Annotated in this window: 14 protein-coding genes and 1 rRNA gene; 13 read left to right on the forward strand and 2 right to left on the reverse strand. The window is 26.3% G+C overall.

Features of this window, described 5'->3' with window-relative positions:
- Positions 1–242: 242 nt before the first annotated feature.
- From AC4FQW_RS12525 to gad, 7 genes are all read left to right on the forward strand, one after another.
- Positions 243–1,157 (forward strand): ABC transporter ATP-binding protein, encoded by a 915-nt coding sequence (locus AC4FQW_RS12525; protein WP_303129101.1) that lies wholly within the window; start codon positions 243–245, stop codon positions 1,155–1,157.
- Positions 1,157–2,425 carry an ABC transporter permease gene (locus AC4FQW_RS12530; RefSeq protein ID WP_491149407.1) on the forward strand — a complete coding sequence of 423 codons (1,269 nt, stop codon included), beginning with the start codon at positions 1,157–1,159 and terminating at the stop codon, positions 2,423–2,425. The genes AC4FQW_RS12525 and AC4FQW_RS12530 overlap by 1 nt, the downstream gene beginning before the upstream one ends.
- A 147-nt stretch (positions 2,426–2,572) precedes the next feature.
- On the forward strand, positions 2,573–3,664 hold the full coding sequence (locus AC4FQW_RS12535) for a glycerol dehydrogenase (RefSeq protein ID WP_491149409.1): 1,092 nt from the start codon (positions 2,573–2,575) through the stop codon (positions 3,662–3,664).
- A 178-nt stretch (positions 3,665–3,842) separates the two neighbouring features.
- Entirely contained in the window at positions 3,843–4,019 is a 177-nt protein-coding gene (locus tag AC4FQW_RS12540; RefSeq protein WP_303129105.1) for a hypothetical protein, read from the forward strand.
- Positions 4,020–4,039: 20 nt separating this feature from the next.
- A complete protein-coding gene (locus AC4FQW_RS12545) occupies positions 4,040–5,536 on the forward strand; it encodes a carboxypeptidase M32 (RefSeq protein WP_491149411.1) in 1,497 nt (498 codons plus the stop codon).
- Between the two features lie 589 nt (positions 5,537–6,125).
- Positions 6,126–7,700, forward strand: coding sequence for a glutamate/gamma-aminobutyrate antiporter (gene gadC, locus AC4FQW_RS12550; RefSeq protein WP_491149413.1), 1,575 nt, complete (start codon positions 6,126–6,128; stop codon positions 7,698–7,700).
- A 116-nt stretch (positions 7,701–7,816) separates the two neighbouring features.
- Complete coding sequence (gad, locus tag AC4FQW_RS12555; RefSeq protein ID WP_491149415.1) at positions 7,817–9,220, forward strand: glutamate decarboxylase; 1,404 nt, start codon at positions 7,817–7,819, stop codon at positions 9,218–9,220.
- A gap of 62 nt (positions 9,221–9,282) precedes the next feature.
- Here gad and AC4FQW_RS12560 read toward each other — a convergent pair whose 3' ends face one another.
- The gene (locus tag AC4FQW_RS12560; RefSeq protein ID WP_303130903.1) at positions 9,283–9,975 is read right to left on the reverse strand and encodes a 5'-methylthioadenosine/adenosylhomocysteine nucleosidase; all 693 of its coding nucleotides are present in this window, start codon (positions 9,973–9,975) and stop codon (positions 9,283–9,285) included.
- A gap of 151 nt (positions 9,976–10,126) precedes the next feature.
- Here AC4FQW_RS12560 and AC4FQW_RS12565 point away from each other — a divergent pair, with 151 nt between their 5' ends.
- The 4 genes from AC4FQW_RS12565 to AC4FQW_RS12580 all read left to right on the forward strand — a co-directional run bounded on the left by AC4FQW_RS12565 (position 10,127) and on the right by AC4FQW_RS12580 (position 15,042).
- Entirely contained in the window at positions 10,127–10,888 is a 762-nt protein-coding gene (locus AC4FQW_RS12565) for a tRNA threonylcarbamoyladenosine dehydratase (RefSeq protein ID WP_491149417.1), read from the forward strand.
- A 316-nt stretch (positions 10,889–11,204) separates the two neighbouring features.
- A complete protein-coding gene (locus AC4FQW_RS12570) occupies positions 11,205–12,143 on the forward strand; it encodes a GNAT family N-acetyltransferase (protein ID WP_303130900.1) in 939 nt (312 codons plus the stop codon).
- Between the two features lie 43 nt (positions 12,144–12,186).
- Positions 12,187–12,849 carry a class D sortase, LPxTATN-specific gene (gene srtD / locus AC4FQW_RS12575; protein WP_491149419.1) on the forward strand — a complete coding sequence of 221 codons (663 nt, stop codon included), beginning with the start codon at positions 12,187–12,189 and terminating at the stop codon, positions 12,847–12,849.
- A gap of 33 nt (positions 12,850–12,882) precedes the next feature.
- Positions 12,883–15,042, forward strand: a complete 2,160-nt coding sequence (locus AC4FQW_RS12580; protein ID WP_491149421.1) for an SdrD B-like domain-containing protein — start codon at positions 12,883–12,885, stop codon at positions 15,040–15,042.
- Between the two features lie 35 nt (positions 15,043–15,077).
- On the opposite strand, the gene AC4FQW_RS12585 is transcribed toward AC4FQW_RS12580, so the two are convergent.
- Entirely contained in the window at positions 15,078–15,569 is a 492-nt protein-coding gene (locus AC4FQW_RS12585; protein ID WP_491149422.1) for a PTS sugar transporter subunit IIA, read from the reverse strand.
- A gap of 321 nt (positions 15,570–15,890) precedes the next feature.
- Here AC4FQW_RS12585 and AC4FQW_RS12590 point away from each other — a divergent pair, with 321 nt between their 5' ends.
- Both AC4FQW_RS12590 and AC4FQW_RS12595 read left to right on the forward strand, forming a co-directional pair.
- Entirely contained in the window at positions 15,891–16,424 is a 534-nt protein-coding gene (locus AC4FQW_RS12590; protein ID WP_491149423.1) for a hypothetical protein, read from the forward strand.
- A gap of 256 nt (positions 16,425–16,680) precedes the next feature.
- Positions 16,681–16,855 (forward strand): 16S ribosomal RNA (locus AC4FQW_RS12595); the annotation flags it as partial.

A 16,855-nucleotide genomic window follows, 5' to 3' on the forward strand; every position in this document is an offset into this window, starting at 1 on the left:
ACTGTAAAATTATCTATTCAATTAACTTAAAATGAATATTTACATGGTTATTTAAAATAAAGTAAACGAATGATTTATAAATAATTAATTTTTATATATTTAAAAATTAATTAATTTAAGCATGAGTTGTTTTTATATATAGCAATTAAGAATTTGTTAAGAATTTAATAAGAAATAATAATGTTTTATATTAAGAAGTTACATTTATAATTTTATTATAGAAAAGTTAGGGAGGTTACTAAATGAATGTTTTAGAGGTTAAAAATCTTAAAAAGGTAATCGGAAGACGTGAAATAATAAAAAATTTAAATTTTGAGGTAAAAGAGGGAGAAATATATGGTTTTTTAGGTCCAAATGGAGCTGGTAAAACAACAACTATAAGAATGTTAGTAGGACTTATAAAACCTACTTCTGGAGAAGTTAAAATATGTGGAGAAGATTTATTTAAAAATAAAGAAAAAGCTTTAAAAGATGTTGGAGCAGTTGTTGAAAATCCTGAACTTTATAAATATCTTTCAGGAAGAGAAAACTTAATGCAAATTGCAAGAATAAGAAATGTAAAAAAAGAAGAAGTTAATGAGCTTATAAAACTTGTTGGGTTAGAACATAGGATTAATGATAAAGTTAAAAAATATTCTTTAGGAATGAAACAAAGACTTGGGCTTGCAGCAGCGCTTATAGGAAATCCAAGGTTATTAATATTAGATGAACCTACAAATGGATTAGACCCATCAGGAATTATAGATTTTAGAGAAATAGTAAAAAAAGCAGCAAGAGAAAGAGGTATGGCTGTATTTATATCCTCTCATATATTAAGTGAGGTTCAACAATTATGTGATACTGTTGCATTTATAAATGATGGGGTCATAAAAGCTGTTGAAAATATGGAGGATGCAGTAACTGGAACAGAAAAAGAGAGTATAACATTAATTATTAATAATGATCAAAATAAAGTTTGTGAAATACTTTCAAGACAACCTTTTGTAATAACTTCAACTATATTAGATTCTAGAATAAATGTTGTTATACACTCAGGAACAACTCCTGAGCTTATTAAAACATTAGTTAATGAAAAAATATCAATAGAAGAAGTTTATAAAAATAGGGAAGGTTTAGAGCAAAGATATATGGAACTTGTTGAAGGAGGTATAAGATAATGTTATTTACCTTAATTAAGAATGAGTTAATTAAAATACTTAAAAGAGGAAAAACTTGGGTTGTATTTGGATTATTTTGCTTAGCAATGATTGGATTAGTTACTGTTCATAAGATAAGTGCAAATGATATGGAACACTGGAGATCTCCTCAAGGTCAAATAGAAATGATAGATAATAATTTAAAATGGCAAAAGGAGGAACTTAAAAATTCAACAAATAGTTTAAATGAACTTAAATCTAAAAATGAAAGTAAAGATGTTATAAAATCACAAGAAGAACATATTTTATATCTTAAAGGTGAAATTAAAAGATTAGAAGATGATAGAAAAATTCAGGAACAATTATTAAGTGGTGAGAAAACAATTGATTGGAGAGATTCATTAAGGTCTGATATAAAAGAACTAAAAAATAGCATAAATAGTATGGAACTACATGAAGAAAATAAGGCACATATAGAAGATTTAAAAAGAGAAATAGAAAAAAAGCAATATTTTTTAGATAACAATATTAAACCAATAGAACAATGGGAGTTTTATCCTGGCAATTTAGCTATTCAAGGAATGATGATATTAGGAATGGTTATATTAGTTTCTGGTATAGCTGTATTTATGAGTGATATAGTTTCAGGAGAATTTACTCCAGCAACAGTTAAATTTTTATTGGTTCAACCTATATCAAGAGCAAAAGTTATATTATCAAAATTTATAGCGGTAATAATAACTGTTGTTTCTATGATATGTGGTGTAGAACTTGCAACGTTTGGAATTGTTGGTGCAATTACAGGATTTGCTGATTTAAAAATGCCGGTTCAACTTGGAATTAAATACCAAATAAATCAAGAAGTATTCTTAAGAGATGGATTTAAGCAGTTAGAGAAAGTTATAGGTTCAGGATATCAATCAACTATGGGAGATTTTGTTCTTAAGAGTTTCTTATTGCAAGTTTTATTTATAATAACTTGTTGTGCATTTATATTTATGATATCAGCTATATTTAAGAGTAGTATGATAACAATGGCAGTTTCAGTAATTATATCAGTTGCAGCAACTGTATTGCCTATGGTAAGTGAAAAATTTTCTGAAATTGCACAATATATTTTCTTAAATTATGGCAATACTCCAAGTATTATAAGTGGAGATATAGCATTTAATTATCATAGTAATATATATTTTACACCTAAGTTAGGAATAATAATAATGATAATAACAATTGTTATTTCTTATATTGTATCTCACATTGTATTTAGTAGAAGAGATATGCTTATGTAACTATAAAAAGAACAAGGTTAAAAAAACCTTGTTCTATATTACGTTTACATTTTTTTTTAGTATTTACATATTTAATTAAAAAATATATAATAAACATGCTAATTTATTAACAATATTGAATTAAATTAAAAAAATGGAGATGATTAAATGCTTAAAATTATGAGAGCACCTTCAAGATACGTTCAAGGTGAAAATGCAATTTTAGAATTAAAAAATCATGTAGAAACATTAGGAAAATCTTTTCTTATTGTAGCTGATTCATTTGTTATGAATATGATGAAAGAAACTATTGAAAAGTGTTTTGAAAACAGTGAAAAAAATATTTTCTTTGAACTTTTTAATGGTCAAAGTACTAAGAAAGAAATTGAAAGACTACAAGACGCTATAAAAAGCAATAATTGTGATGCAATAATAGGTATCGGAGGAGGAAAGACTTTTGATACTGTTAAAGCAGTTGGACATTTTGAAGAAATACCAGTTGTTATAATACCAACAATAGCAGCAACAGATTCTCCTTGTACTGCACTTTCAGTTGTGTACAAAGAAGATGGTGAATTTAGTGAATATTTATTCTATCCAAAGAATCCAGATCTTGTATTAGTTGATAGTACAATTATCTCTAAGGCTCCAGTTAGATTTTTCGTTGCTGGAATGGGAGATGCACTTGCAACTTTCTTTGAAGCAAGAACTTGTTTAAATGCTAAGTCACCTAATCTTGTTTCAGGTGCAGTATCTCAAGCAGGTTATGCACTTGCAAAACTTTGCTATGAAATATTATTAGATTATGGATTAAAAGCTAAATTAGCTGTTGAAAATTCAGTATCTACTCCTGCTGTTGAAAAAGTTTTAGAAGCATCAACTTATTTAAGTGGAGTTGGAGCAGAAAATGGTGGTCTTGCTGCAGCACACTCAATATATAATGGATTTACAGTTCTTGAAGAATGTGAAAAGTATATGCACGGAGAAATAGTTGCATTTGGTACATTAGTACAATTAATATTAGAAGATAGACCTATGGAAGAAATAGAAGAGGTTATAAACTTCTGTTTAGATGTAAATCTTCCAATAACTCTTAAGCAAATTGGATTAAAAGAAGTTAATAAAGATGACATAATGAAAGTTGCAGTTGCAGCTTGTGCTGAAGGTGAAACTATACATAATACTCTAGGTGGAGTTAAAGTTGAAGAAGTATTTAATGCTATACTTACAGCTAACTCATTAGGAGAACAATACATATAAAAATTTATAACATAAATAAAAATAACGTAGAAATTTAATTTCTACGTTATTTTTATTTATGTTAAATTTATATGTTTTAATTTAAAAATAAAGTTATAATTAATAGTATAAATTATTTATAATATAATTTATTTAAATATAATATAAATTTAAATTTAAAATATAGGGGGAATATTTAATGGCAGCAGGAGTTGGAGTTAATTGTTTAGAATGTCCGGAAAAAAAGAATGGTAATTGCAAAGGAAATGATTTACAATGTGTGTGTTTTAAATGTCCAAGAAAGTTAAGTGAATGTATAATAACAAAGTATTGTAGGGAAACTGAATCTGTACTGTACTTTAATGAAGAATATTAAAATAAGGAGATTTTGGGGCAATGAGAGAAGAAAAATTAAAAGAATTAAAAGAGTATATTAAAAATATACAAAAAACAATAGGGGCTTTAGAGATTATTTATTGGGATATGCAAACTAAAATGCCTAAGAAGGCCATAGAGCAAAGATCAGAGATAATTGAACATTTATCAGGTGAAGTGTTTAAAATGACAACATCAGATAATATGGAAAAGTTATTAAACTATTTTGATAAAAATGTGGAAGGCTTAAATGAAATTGATAAGGCTATAATTAAAAATGCAAGAAAAGAGTATAATGAAACAAAGAAGATTCCAGAAGATAGATATAGAAAATTTGTAGTGGCTCAAGCACTTTCTCAAAATGCATGGGAAGAAGCTAAAGAAAAGAAGGATTTTGAAATATTTAAACCACATTTAAAGAAAATAATAGATTTTCAAAAAGAATTTATAGAGTATTTAGGATACAAAGATAATAAGTATGATACGTTATTAAATAAATATGAAGAAGGTTTAACTGTTAATAAACTTGATAAAGTTTTTGGAGAACTTAAAGAAGGAATATTAAATATACTTGAAAAAATAAATTCTAGTGGAAAGATAATAGATAAAAGTTTTTTATTAGGGGAATTTAATAAAAATTCTCAAGAAAAGATATCAAAGTTTATATTAAATAAGATGGGATATGATTTTGAAGCTGGAAGATTAGATGAAAGTATGCATCCTTTTACAACTAGCTTTGGGAACAAGGATGTAAGAATAACAACAAATTATAATATACCTGATTTTACATCAGCATTATTTAGTTGTATACATGAAGGTGGTCATGGAATATATGATCAAGATATTCCAGATGAATTTCAAAAAACAGGATTAGATACAGCTCTTTCAATGAGTATTCATGAATCACAATCAAGATTTTATGAAAATATTATAGGAAGAAGTAAGGAATTTTGGGAGTACTTTTTACCGTTTGTAAAATATGAGTTTGAACAATTTAAAGATATAAGTTTAGATGAATTTTATGAAGCTATAAATTATGTAAAGCCTTCTCTTATAAGAACAGAAGCAGATGAATTAACATATAGTCTGCATATAATAATAAGATATGAAATTGAGAAAGCGCTTATAAATGGAAATCTAGATATAGATGATGTAAAAGAAGAATGGAATAAAAAATACAAAGAGTACTTAGGAGTAGAACCATCAAATGATAGTGAAGGAATATTACAAGATGTTCATTGGTCAGATGGTTCATTTGGATATTTTCCAAGTTATGCATTAGGGAATTTGTATGGAGCTCAAATATTAGAAGTTATGAAAAAAGATTATAAATCTATGTATGATGATATAAGAATGGGAAACTTATATGGAATTCATAATTGGTTAAATGAGAATATTCATAAGTATGCTAGTTTATATTCACCTAGTGAAATAATATTAAAAGTTAGTGGAGAAGAATTAAATCCTAAATATTTTATAAATTATTTAGAAAATAAGTATTTAGAAATATATAAATAAATAAGTTAAAACTTAAAGCAGTATTTTGTAAAAATAAAAAAATACTGCTTTATTTTTGTTTAAATTACAGTAAATTAATAAATTATATAAAAAAATATTCAATTTAACTTAACAAAATATAAACAAGTAAACAAATTAGTAAGAAAGTTATAGAATATGTGTATATAAATTGATAAAAGTAACAAATTTTAATAATTAGTAATTAATTGAATAAAAAAAGTTTTTACAGACCTCTTTGAAAACGATTAAAATGGCTTATTTATTGGGTTTTTAAAATTAATAAATATACAATATGATGGTGAAAATGAGGGAAATGGCTAATTCTCAAGGTTTTCTAGACTTATCAAAATGATATTAGTATATATACTATGAAATACTTATTAATATTAAGTTATCAAATAATAATTTAATTAAATTACTTATAATAATAATTTTTAGGATTTTGTGGCGTATTATAATGAAATTTAAATTTTGAATTAAATACTATAGTTGCTATACTTTGTGTAAAAGCTGAATTAATTTTTAAGCTTGTCGACAAATTTAAGAATATTAGTTCATTGAAAAATAAATATTGAAGGAGCGTAAAATTATGGATAATGGATCAGTGGAAAGTAAAAAAAGTTTAACTTTATTTGGATTCTTCGCAATAACAGCATCCATGGTAATGACAGTATATGAATATCCAACATTCGCAACTTCAGGTTTTCATCTAGTATTTTTCTTATTACTAGGCGGATTTTTATGGTTCTTACCAGTAGCTTTATGCGCAGCAGAAATGGCTACAGTTGATGGTTGGCAAGAAGGTGGAATATTTGCATGGGTAGGAAATACATTAGGTGAAAGATTTGGATTTGCAGCAATATTCTTTCAATGGTTTCAAATAACTGTTGGATTTGTAACAATGATTTATTTTATATTAGGGGCGCTATCATATGTATTTGATTTTCCAGCACTTAATACTAATCCAATTATAAAATTTATAGGTGTTTTAGTAATATTTTGGATTTTAACATTTTCACAATTAGGTGGAACAAAAAATACAGCAAAAATAGCAAAGACAGGATTTATAGTAGGAATAGTTATACCAGCAATAATTTTATTTTGTTTAGTAATAGCTTATGTTGCTGGCGGAAACCCAATTGATGTAAAAATAAGCGGAAGTACATTTGTACCAGATTTTACAAAAGTTAACACATTAGTTGTATTTGTATCATTTATATTAGCATATATGGGAGTTGAAGCATCAGCATCTCATGTTAATGAAATGATTAATCCAAAAAGAGATTATCCTTTAGCAATGATTATATTAGTCATAATAGCTATTATCTTAAATACTGTAGGTGGATTAGGTGTTGCTGCTGTAATACCTCAATCAGAATTAAATTTAAGTGCAGGTGTTGTTCAAACATTCCAAGCTCTAATAGGACATTTTAGTGATAGTCTTGGATGGCTTGTAAAAATAATAGCATTAATGATTGCAGTAGGAGTTATGGGAGAAGTTAGTGCATGGGTTGTTGGTCCTTCAAGAGGTATGTATGTAGCAGCTCAAAAAGGTATTCTTCCAAAAAAATTAAGAAAAGTTAATAAACATAATGTTCCAGTTCCATTAATAATGGTTCAAGGAATAGTAGTTACAATATGGGCAGCTGTTTTAACATTTGGAGGCGGTGGTAACAACGTTTCATTCTTAACAGCAATTTCATTAACAGTTGTAATTTACTTAGTTGGATATATATTATTCTTTATTGGTTACTTTGTATTAATATACAAGAAAAATAATTTAAAGAGAGCTTATCAAATTCCAGGTGGACATGTAGTTAAAACTATAGTTGGAGCAGCAGGATTAATAATGTCAATCCTTTCATTAGTAATTTCATTTGTACCACCAAGCAGTTTAACAGGAAAGAGTGTTACTGAATATGAAACAATATTAGTAATAAGCTTTGTAATTGCAGTTATAATTCCATTTGCTATATATGCATTACATGATAAATCAGAGCATAATGATGTTAAACCAAAAGTTACTAGAATTAAACATCATGAAGTTAATGGATTTGTACATCCAATGGCAAGAGGAGAACATCATATTAATCCTAATCCAGAAGATGTTATGCAACAAGCTGATACAATGCAACATGTTCAAGATTATGTTAATGAAAAGTAATTAATAGCAAAATATAGAAAATTTATATATTAAGGTTCACCACGGCAGATGGCATTTACTACTAAACTACCCAATGATGAACATAAGATAAAAATATATTTAGGGAGGAACTTAAAATGTTATTTAGTAGAGATGATAAAAAATTAAAGGACACTTACAGAACACCTATATTTGGTACTGAGGAGGAAGATGTTGAATTACCAAGATATACACTTCACAAAAATCCAATAGAACCAAGAATAGCATACAGATTGGTTAAAGATGAATTAATGGATGAAGGTAATGCAAGAATGAACTTAGCTACATTCTGTCAAACTTACATGGAACCAGAAGCAACTGAAATTATGGCAGAAACATTAGAAAAAAATGCAATAGATAAATCAGAATATCCTCAAACAACTGAACTTGAAAATAGATGTGTAAATATACTTGCTGATTTATGGCATGCTCCAGAAGATATGAAATATATGGGTACTTCAACAGTTGGATCATCAGAAGCTTGTATGCTAGGTGGTATGGCAATGAAGTTTAGATGGAGAAATAGAGCTAAGGAAGCTGGAATAGATATAAATGCTAAAAAACCAAATCTAGTAGTATCATCAGGATACCAAGTATGTTGGGAAAAATTCTGTGTATATTGGGATATAGAAATGAGATTAGTTCCATTAGATGAAGAACATATGAGTTTAAATATAGATAAGGTATTAGATTATGTTGATGAATATACAATAGGTGTAGTTGGTATATTAGGTATAACTTATACTGGTAAATATGATGATATTAAAGCATTAGATAAGAAAATTGAAGAATACAATAAAACTGCAAAAGTATCAGTTCCAATTCATGTTGATGGGGCTTCAGGTGGATTATTTGCACCATTTATTGAACCAAATTTAGAATGGGATTTTAGATTAAAAAATGTTGTTTCAATTAGTACATCAGGTCACAAATATGGACTTGTTTATCCTGGAATAGGTTGGGTACTTTGGAAAGATGAACAATTCTTACCAAAAGAATTAGTATTTGAAGTAAGTTATTTAGGTGGTAAATTACCAACAATGGCTATTAACTTCTCAAGAAGTGCAAGTCAAATTATAGGTCAATATTATAATTTCTTAAGATATGGATTTGAAGGATATAGAAAAATACATCAAAGAACAAAAGATGTAGCTATGTACCTAGCAAAAGAAATAGAAAACCTTGGCTTATTTGAAATATATAATGATGGATCAAATCTACCAATAGTATGCTTTAAATTAAAAGAAGATGCTAATGTGGAATGGACATTATATGATTTAGCTGATAGATTATTAATGAAGGGATGGCAAGTGCCAGCTTATCCATTACCAGAAAATTTACAAGATGTAATAATTCAACGTATTGTATGTCGTGCTGACCTTGGACATAATATGGCAGAACAATTAATGCAAGATATTAAAGAAGGAATTGAAGCTCTTAATAAAGCTCGTGTACTTCAAGATAGAGAAACTAAGAAGGGTGCATACGGATTCACTCACTAATAAATATTAGTATTTAAATTTAAAAAGCTATTATATAGAAATTCTATATAATAGCTTTTTTATTATAATTTTTCTATCATACCTTTAAGTATAGTAGTTGAGTTTTTAACTCCAATTGGTGTGAATTTTTCATAATCCATATGTGCACCATTATTTGCATTATCAGAAATTGATCTAATAACTACAAATGGAATATTATTTAAGTAACAAACATGGGCAATACTTGCACCTTCCATTTCAACAGCTTTAGCTTCAAATTCTTTTTCAAGCCATTTTATTTTTTCAACACTTGCAACAAATTGATCACCTGAAACTATTCTTCCTGAAAAAGTATTAAAACCTTCTATTTCATCACATGCTTTTTTACAAACATTAACTAATTCATTATCACATATAAAATCAAATGTATCTAATCTTGGAATTTGACCATGTCTATCTCCGAATACTGTTGTATCCATATCATATTGAACTAAATTTTCAGCAATTACAACATCTCCAGGATATATATCCATACCTATACCACCGGCAACACCAACATTTATAACTCTATCAACATTATATTCTGATATAAGTATTTGAGTACATACAGCAGCGTTAACTTTACCAATTCCTGAAACTACAGCAACAACATCTTTGCCCCAAAGTATTCCTTTGTAAAATTTCATTTTTGCTTTAGTTTTTGCTTCTGTAACTTTCATATCTTTTAAAAGAATTTCTAATTCTTCGCTCATTGCGCTTATAATACCTATTACCATAAATTAATCCTCCGTTTTTAATAGTATAGATTATATTATAGACTTAATAATCTTTATAGTAAACATACAAGTTATATAATTAAATACTTGTATAAGGATATAATATAAAATAAAATATAAATAAATATTTTATACAAAAGGAGATAAAAAGATGGCACAACACGCTTTATCAAGAACAGAGTTACTTATAGGAAAAGAAGGTTTAGATAAATTAAAAAATTCAAAAGTAATAGTATTTGGAGTAGGTGGAGTTGGTAGTTTCACTGTTGAAGCTTTAACTAGAGCTGGAGTTGGCAACTTAGTTTTAGTTGATGATGATACGGTATGTCTTACAAATTTAAATAGACAAATACATGCAACATATAACACAATAAGTAAAGTTAAAGTAGATGTTATGAAAGAAAGAATATTAAGTATAAATCATAAATGTAATGTCACAACTTATCAGACATTTGTTACACCAGATAATATAGAAGATTTTATTACAGATGATATAGATTATGTAGTTGATGCAATTGATACTGTAAGTGCAAAAATTGCTTTAGCAAAATATTGTTATGAAAATGATATAAAAATTATAAGTTCTATGGGAACTGGAAATAAGTTTGATCCAACTCAGTTTAAAGTATCAGATATATTTAAAACAAAAGTATGTCCTTTAGCTAAAGTTATGAGAAGAGAGCTTAAAAATAGAGGTGTTAAAAAACTTAAAGTTGTATATTCAGAAGAACTTCCAACAAAACCAAGAACTGAAGATGTAGTTACATGTAAAACTGGATGTGTATGCACAGGAGGAACAAAAAAATGTGCAGAAAAGAGACAGATACCTGGAAGTATATCTTTTGTTCCACCAGTTGCTGGGATGATAATTGGAGGAGAAGTTATAAAAGATTTATTAGGAATTAATAATTAAAAAAATAAATTGTGGATAACTTTATTAATTATTTTACAAAAGTTGGATAAAAAATGACTATTATCGATATAAAAAATCAAAATGTTCACATATACAACAGCATGTTTACCACAATATATAGTGTTTAAAATAAAAGTTATCAACAACATGTTGATAAAATTGGGGATAACTTTTTAAAAATCCACCTTTAAAATAATACAAAGGTGGATTTTTTTTGTATATAGATATTGTTAGAAATAAGGTAAGTAATCTCTTGTAAACATATAAGTATAATATATAATATTGTTATAAGACTATTATTTTAGGAGAATTAAGTATGTCATTAAGCAATAATGTAAGTATAATTTTAAATAAAGGAAGCCATAAAGAGTATATTATTAAAGATAAAAATAATATAAATATAGGTAGGTTTGAAATATCAGAATTAGATCAATCTAATAAGAGATGTAACCTTGATTTAAAATTTTATAGAGAATATGACTATAATTTATTAAGAGAAACTTTAGAGATGCTTTTAAGGGCGATATTTAAAGATAAGAATATTTTTAAAGTTAATATAAAAGTAATTGAAGATATGAATCTTTCACCCTTTTTAGATTTAGGATTTATATTGGAAGGAATATTATCTAATAATACCTTTTCTAATGGAATTTATAAAGATGAACTTATATTAGGAATTAATAGAGAAGATTATGTATATAAAAATTGCGCTCCTATGGTTAAATTAAAAGGAAAAAATATTATTTTAAGAAATTTTACTCCTAATGATGCAGATGAATTACTAGATTATTATATTAGAAATGAAAAGCATCTTGAAAAATTTGAACCAACAAGAGATTTAGATTTTTATACAATAGAAACTCAAAGAGAGTCATTAAATGAAAGTTATAAACAATTTTTAAATGGGACAGCTGTTGATTTAGCTATTATAAAAGATAATAATTTGATAGGAAAGCTAAGATTATCAAATATAGTATACGGAGTATTTAAAAGTGCTGTCTTAGGATATTCAATAGATGAAAAATATCAAGGTATGGGATATATGAAAGAAGCTGTTAATCTAACTGTTAATTATGCGTTTAAGGATTTAGATCTTCATAGAGTTGAGGCATCTGTATTATTGAATAATGAGAAATCAAAAAGGGTTCTTTTAGCAAATGGATTTAAAGAACTTGGAATTAATGAAAAGTATCTTTTTATAAATGGTATGTGGCAAGATCATAAGACTTATTACAAAATAAAAGGACAAACTTAATTTATATAAATAATAAAATTATTAAAATTAATCGGGGTGTAATATGAGTAGAGAGGATAAAGGAGTTTCAGTTAAAAAGAAAAGAAGATTTAGAATAACTAAAATTATAGGAATAATTTTAATAATAGCTGGATTGGGTACTATATCATATCCATTTTTTGAAATTTATTTAGATAAACATGATATATCAAAAAATATAAACGAGTGGGATAAACAAAAACAAGATACTAAAGTTAATAGTAATAAAAATGTTAAAGATGATAAAAAGAACAATAATGTTAGTAAAAATAAATATCCATCTGTAACGGTTGATGGAAAAGATATAATAGGAAAAGTTATAGTAAAAAAGACTGGAGAGCAAATACCTATATTAATGGGAGCGACAGAAGAAAATTTAAGAGGTGGAGCTACTCTTTATGATAATGGAATATATCCAGGTGAAAATGGCACTGCAATTATACTTGGTCATAGAGAAACTACTTTTGGTTTTTTAGAAAATATAAAGGTTGGTGATGAAGTTGATATAGAAAGTTTAAATACTACATATAAATTTAAAGTTAAGAGAACTTATATCACAACTCCTGATGACGAATCAATTTTAGCGCAAAAAAATAACCCAAGCCTTACATTAGTTACATGCTATCCTTTTAATTATCTTGGACATGCTCCGGAAAGATTTATTGTAAAGCTTGATTTAATAAACTAATAATACTCAAGAAAAATAAGGTGATTTATAATTATGATAAGGAATAATAATAAAAAGATTAGGTGGCTAGGGCTTACGCTAGCAATTTCTATGGTATTTCAGTTTATTCAACTTACTGGAGTAAGTTATGTATACGCTGATGATAATAAAACTGAATTAGAAATAAATAAACAAGATACAAGTAAAGATTTATATTATAGTTTTCCATATTTAGAAGATAATGCTTGCAAGACAGAAAGCTTTGAAAAGGATTATGAAAGAGCCTTATCAGAAAATAGAGATTTATATATAAAAGAATATAAAAATATTTTAGATAATAATATAAAAAATTATTCACCAAAATTAGATGAGAATGTAGAGTATGAAAAAGCATCTCTTGGGGGAAAAGTGTGGCATGATACAAATGGTAACGGAATACAAGATGATAGCGAACAACTAGTACCAGGAGTAGAAATATTTATTTTAAATAGGAATGGACAAGAAGTTGCAAAAACAAAAACAGATATTTTTGGAAGATATGTTTTTAAAGATTTAGATGAAGGAAGTTATCGTATAAAAATAAGTAAAGATAGTAAGTATAAAATGATTACTGACTATAAAACTGGTAATGATTTAAATCTTGATAATGATTTTAACAAAGAAGGTATTACAAATATTATAAATGTAACAAAAGGTATGAAAAATTATAGTATTGATGCTGGATTAACAAATCCTATTACAATAAATAGTTATGTATGGAATGATATAAATTGGAATGGAAAGTTTGATGATGGTGAAGGTGGTATAAAAAATATAATTGTACAATTATATAAAGATGGAAAGCTTATAAGTACAAATAGAACTGATATAAATGGACATTATAGTTTTAAAGAAATAATGCCTGGGAAATATAATTTAAGATTTATTGATGAAACAAAGGCTTATTTACCAACAATAAATAAGAGAGAAAATAAAATAAATAATAATTGGGAAACAAGTAGCTTTACTTTATTATCAGGAGAAGTTAAAAATGATTTAGATGTAGCTTTACACAAAGCTAAAATAAAGAGTAGAGTATGGGAAGATAAAAATTCAAATGGAATAAAGGATTTGAAGGAAAAAGGAATAAGTGATGTAAAAATTAATTTATTCTCTAAAGATGGTAATTTTATAAAAAGCACAAAAACAAATTCGGAAGGAATATACGAATTTTCAGATTTAATGCCAGGGACATATTTTATAAAAGCAATTAAGCCAGATAAATATAGTGACTTTTCACCAAAGAATAGAGAGCTAACAGACGGAAATAGTGTTGATAAAAGTGGAACAAGTAATTTAATTAATATTGAAAAAGGAAAATATTATGACAATTTAAATGTTGGAATGTTATTTAAAGGTGAGATAAATGCTTATGTATGGGAAGATAAAAACTTTAATGGTATAAAGGATGATGATGAATTTGGAATACCTAAAGTTAAGGTTAAGCTTGTAGATAGTGATGGAAATATTGCTAAAGATATTTTTGGAAATGAAGTATCTATTAAAACCACTGATGAAGAAGGAAAAGTTAAATTTAATAATTTACAAGATGGTAAATACAAAATAAATGTAACTTTACCTGATAACTATAATAATTTTACTAAACAGAAGTCTAATTTAAATAGTAAATATAGTAACGTTAATACAAGTGGGTTTAGTGAAAATATAGAATTAAATTCAGATAGAAGAAGAGTAACTATAAATGCAGGTTTAGTGAGAACAGGAAGCATAGGAAGCATTGTTTGGAATGACAAAAATAAAAATGGTAAAAAAGATGATAATGAAAATGGAATTCCTAATATAAATGTATTTTTATGTGATTCAGATGGCAAATTATTATTTCTTACAAAAACTGATGATAATGGAATATATAATTTTAAAAATTTAGAGCCTGGAAATTATTACACAGTTTTTGAAGTACCAGATAATTATAATATAGTAAATAAAGAAAATGAAAATATTAAAAGTTATAAAAGTAGAACTATAAAATTAAAATCTGGAGAACATGATAATACGGTAAGCTTGGCTTTATATGAAAATAATATAAAAAAGGCTGATGTAACTGATTTACCTAAAACAAGCTTAGATATAGAGAAGTATATTGTTACAGGTATTATTATGGTTATATTAGGTAGTATAATATGTTTAATTACAAGAAGGATAAAATTACAATAAAAAATAACTCATTGCTTTAAGCAATGAGTTATTTTTTATAAACTATATTCCATAATAATTGTTTCTCCAGCTATTGCATCAATATTTATTTTTTTATCTATTGATTTTACGCTATCAGGATTTGTTATAAGAACAGGAGTAATTAATGATAATCCTTTACTCTTAATAAAGTTTCTATCTATTTTAATTATTGGAGTTCCTGCTTTAACTTTAGTTCCTTGTTCAATTAATTGTTTAAATCCTTCTCCTTTAAGAGATACAGTTTCAATTCCTATGTGAACTAATATCTCTATTCCATTATCTAATGTCATAGCAAATGCGTGTTTAGTTTTGAATATTAATGAAAGTTCTCCGTCACAAGGAGCTACAATTATATCCCCAGTCGTATCTATTGCAACTCCATCTCCTGCCATTTTTTGAGCAAATACTGGGTCCGGAACTTCTGATAATTCAATTACTTTTCCATTAACTGGTGCAACAAAATTTAAAGACTCGTTTTGCTTTTTTTTCTTAAAAAACCCAAACATAATTTCAAATCCTTTCTATTTAAAAATATTATATCAATTATTAAAATGCTTAATTTTATTGAAAATATTATTGAGTATAAAAAAAAGGCATAAGTTTAGTTCTAAACTTATGCCTGATCTATCTCAGTAACACGTTTACAATAAAATTATATATTACATAGAAAAAAGTGTCAACAATAATAAATAAAGATTTATAATATAAATTTTTATAATGTTTTACTATAATTAATATATGTTAACTTAGTATTTATATAAAAATATTATTTAAAAATTAATTTAGTTAAAGTAATATTATTTATACTTAATAAAAGGAGAGATTTTATGAATACATTAAGTAAAGAAAAAGTTAATGAGCTAATAAAAATAATACCTAATAATATAATAGAAGGGTTTAATAAATACAATAATGCAATTATTACACACAATGAAGAAAATAAAAATAATAAGGAAATAGAAAATTGTTTTATAAATTTTATATCAGATATTTATAACAGTGGTCAAACAATAGTAGTAGATTATTATGGTAATAAATTAAATGATAAAGAATTTGAAAATATGACAGAAACACTTGAAATTGAAGAAAAGGAATTGCTATATAAGTTAAGGAAGAAGAATATTAATTCAGTATATTTTATTGTAGAAAATTTAGAATACCTAAAATTAATAATGAAGTTATCTGTTAAGTCTATATTATTTAGTACATTTTATATTTTAGGAAATGATTTAACTATTTGGAGTAATTATGATTATAAATTTGTTATATTTTTTAATAATTATGATGTTTTAGAATTTTATAAAGATGTTTTAGAAAAAAGTAATTTAATAATAAAGGACATAAAAATAACGAATAAATAAGATAGTTATGCAGAAACTATACCAAGTGTATCAATATAAGATATACAGAGAAATATATAGAAAATAGTAGCAATATAAAAATAATATAAAAAAATATGTATAATTTAATCAATTAATGAAATAATTTAAGATATAATAATCCTTGTCGCTTGAGTGCGACGGAGAAAATGGTCTTTGAAAATTGAACAGAATATAGAAATACATTTAGAACCAGCAATTCTTTTTACAAGTAAGTTTTAAGAGCGAGATTAAACTTTTTATTGAGAGTTTGATCCTGGCTCAGGACGAACGCTGGCGGCGTGCCTAACACATGCAAGTCGAGCGATGAAGTTTCCTTCGGGGAACGGATTAGCGGCGGACGGGTGAGTAACACGTGGGTAACCTGCCTTGTAGAGGGGGATAGCCTTCCGAAAGGAAGATTAATACCGCAT

This window comes from Clostridium sp. TJA085, from assembly GCF_058310235.1.

Bases quoted from the DNA above. Each gene is read 5' to 3' on its own strand.
- AC4FQW_RS12570 (WP_303130900.1), top strand. From the start codon at position 11,205: ATGTCATTAAGCAATAATGTAAGTATAATTTTAAATAAAGGAAGCCAT.
- gad (WP_491149415.1), top strand. From the start codon at position 7,817: ATGTTATTTAGTAGAGATGATAAAAAATTAAAGGACACTTACAGAACA.
- AC4FQW_RS12590 (WP_491149423.1), top strand. From the start codon at position 15,891: ATGAATACATTAAGTAAAGAAAAAGTTAATGAGCTAATAAAAATAATA.
- AC4FQW_RS12540 (WP_303129105.1), top strand. From the start codon at position 3,843: ATGGCAGCAGGAGTTGGAGTTAATTGTTTAGAATGTCCGGAAAAAAAG.
- AC4FQW_RS12560 (WP_303130903.1), bottom strand. From the start codon at position 9,975: ATGGTAATAGGTATTATAAGCGCAATGAGCGAAGAATTAGAAATTCTT.
- AC4FQW_RS12565 (WP_491149417.1), top strand. From the start codon at position 10,127: ATGGCACAACACGCTTTATCAAGAACAGAGTTACTTATAGGAAAAGAA.
- AC4FQW_RS12580 (WP_491149421.1), top strand. From the start codon at position 12,883: ATGATAAGGAATAATAATAAAAAGATTAGGTGGCTAGGGCTTACGCTA.
- AC4FQW_RS12585 (WP_491149422.1), bottom strand. From the start codon at position 15,569: ATGTTTGGGTTTTTTAAGAAAAAAAAGCAAAACGAGTCTTTAAATTTT.
- AC4FQW_RS12530 (WP_491149407.1), top strand. From the start codon at position 1,157: ATGTTATTTACCTTAATTAAGAATGAGTTAATTAAAATACTTAAAAGA.
- AC4FQW_RS12545 (WP_491149411.1), top strand. From the start codon at position 4,040: ATGAGAGAAGAAAAATTAAAAGAATTAAAAGAGTATATTAAAAATATA.
- srtD (WP_491149419.1), top strand. From the start codon at position 12,187: ATGAGTAGAGAGGATAAAGGAGTTTCAGTTAAAAAGAAAAGAAGATTT.
- AC4FQW_RS12525 (WP_303129101.1), top strand. From the start codon at position 243: ATGAATGTTTTAGAGGTTAAAAATCTTAAAAAGGTAATCGGAAGACGT.
- gadC (WP_491149413.1), top strand. From the start codon at position 6,126: ATGGATAATGGATCAGTGGAAAGTAAAAAAAGTTTAACTTTATTTGGA.
- AC4FQW_RS12535 (WP_491149409.1), top strand. From the start codon at position 2,573: ATGCTTAAAATTATGAGAGCACCTTCAAGATACGTTCAAGGTGAAAAT.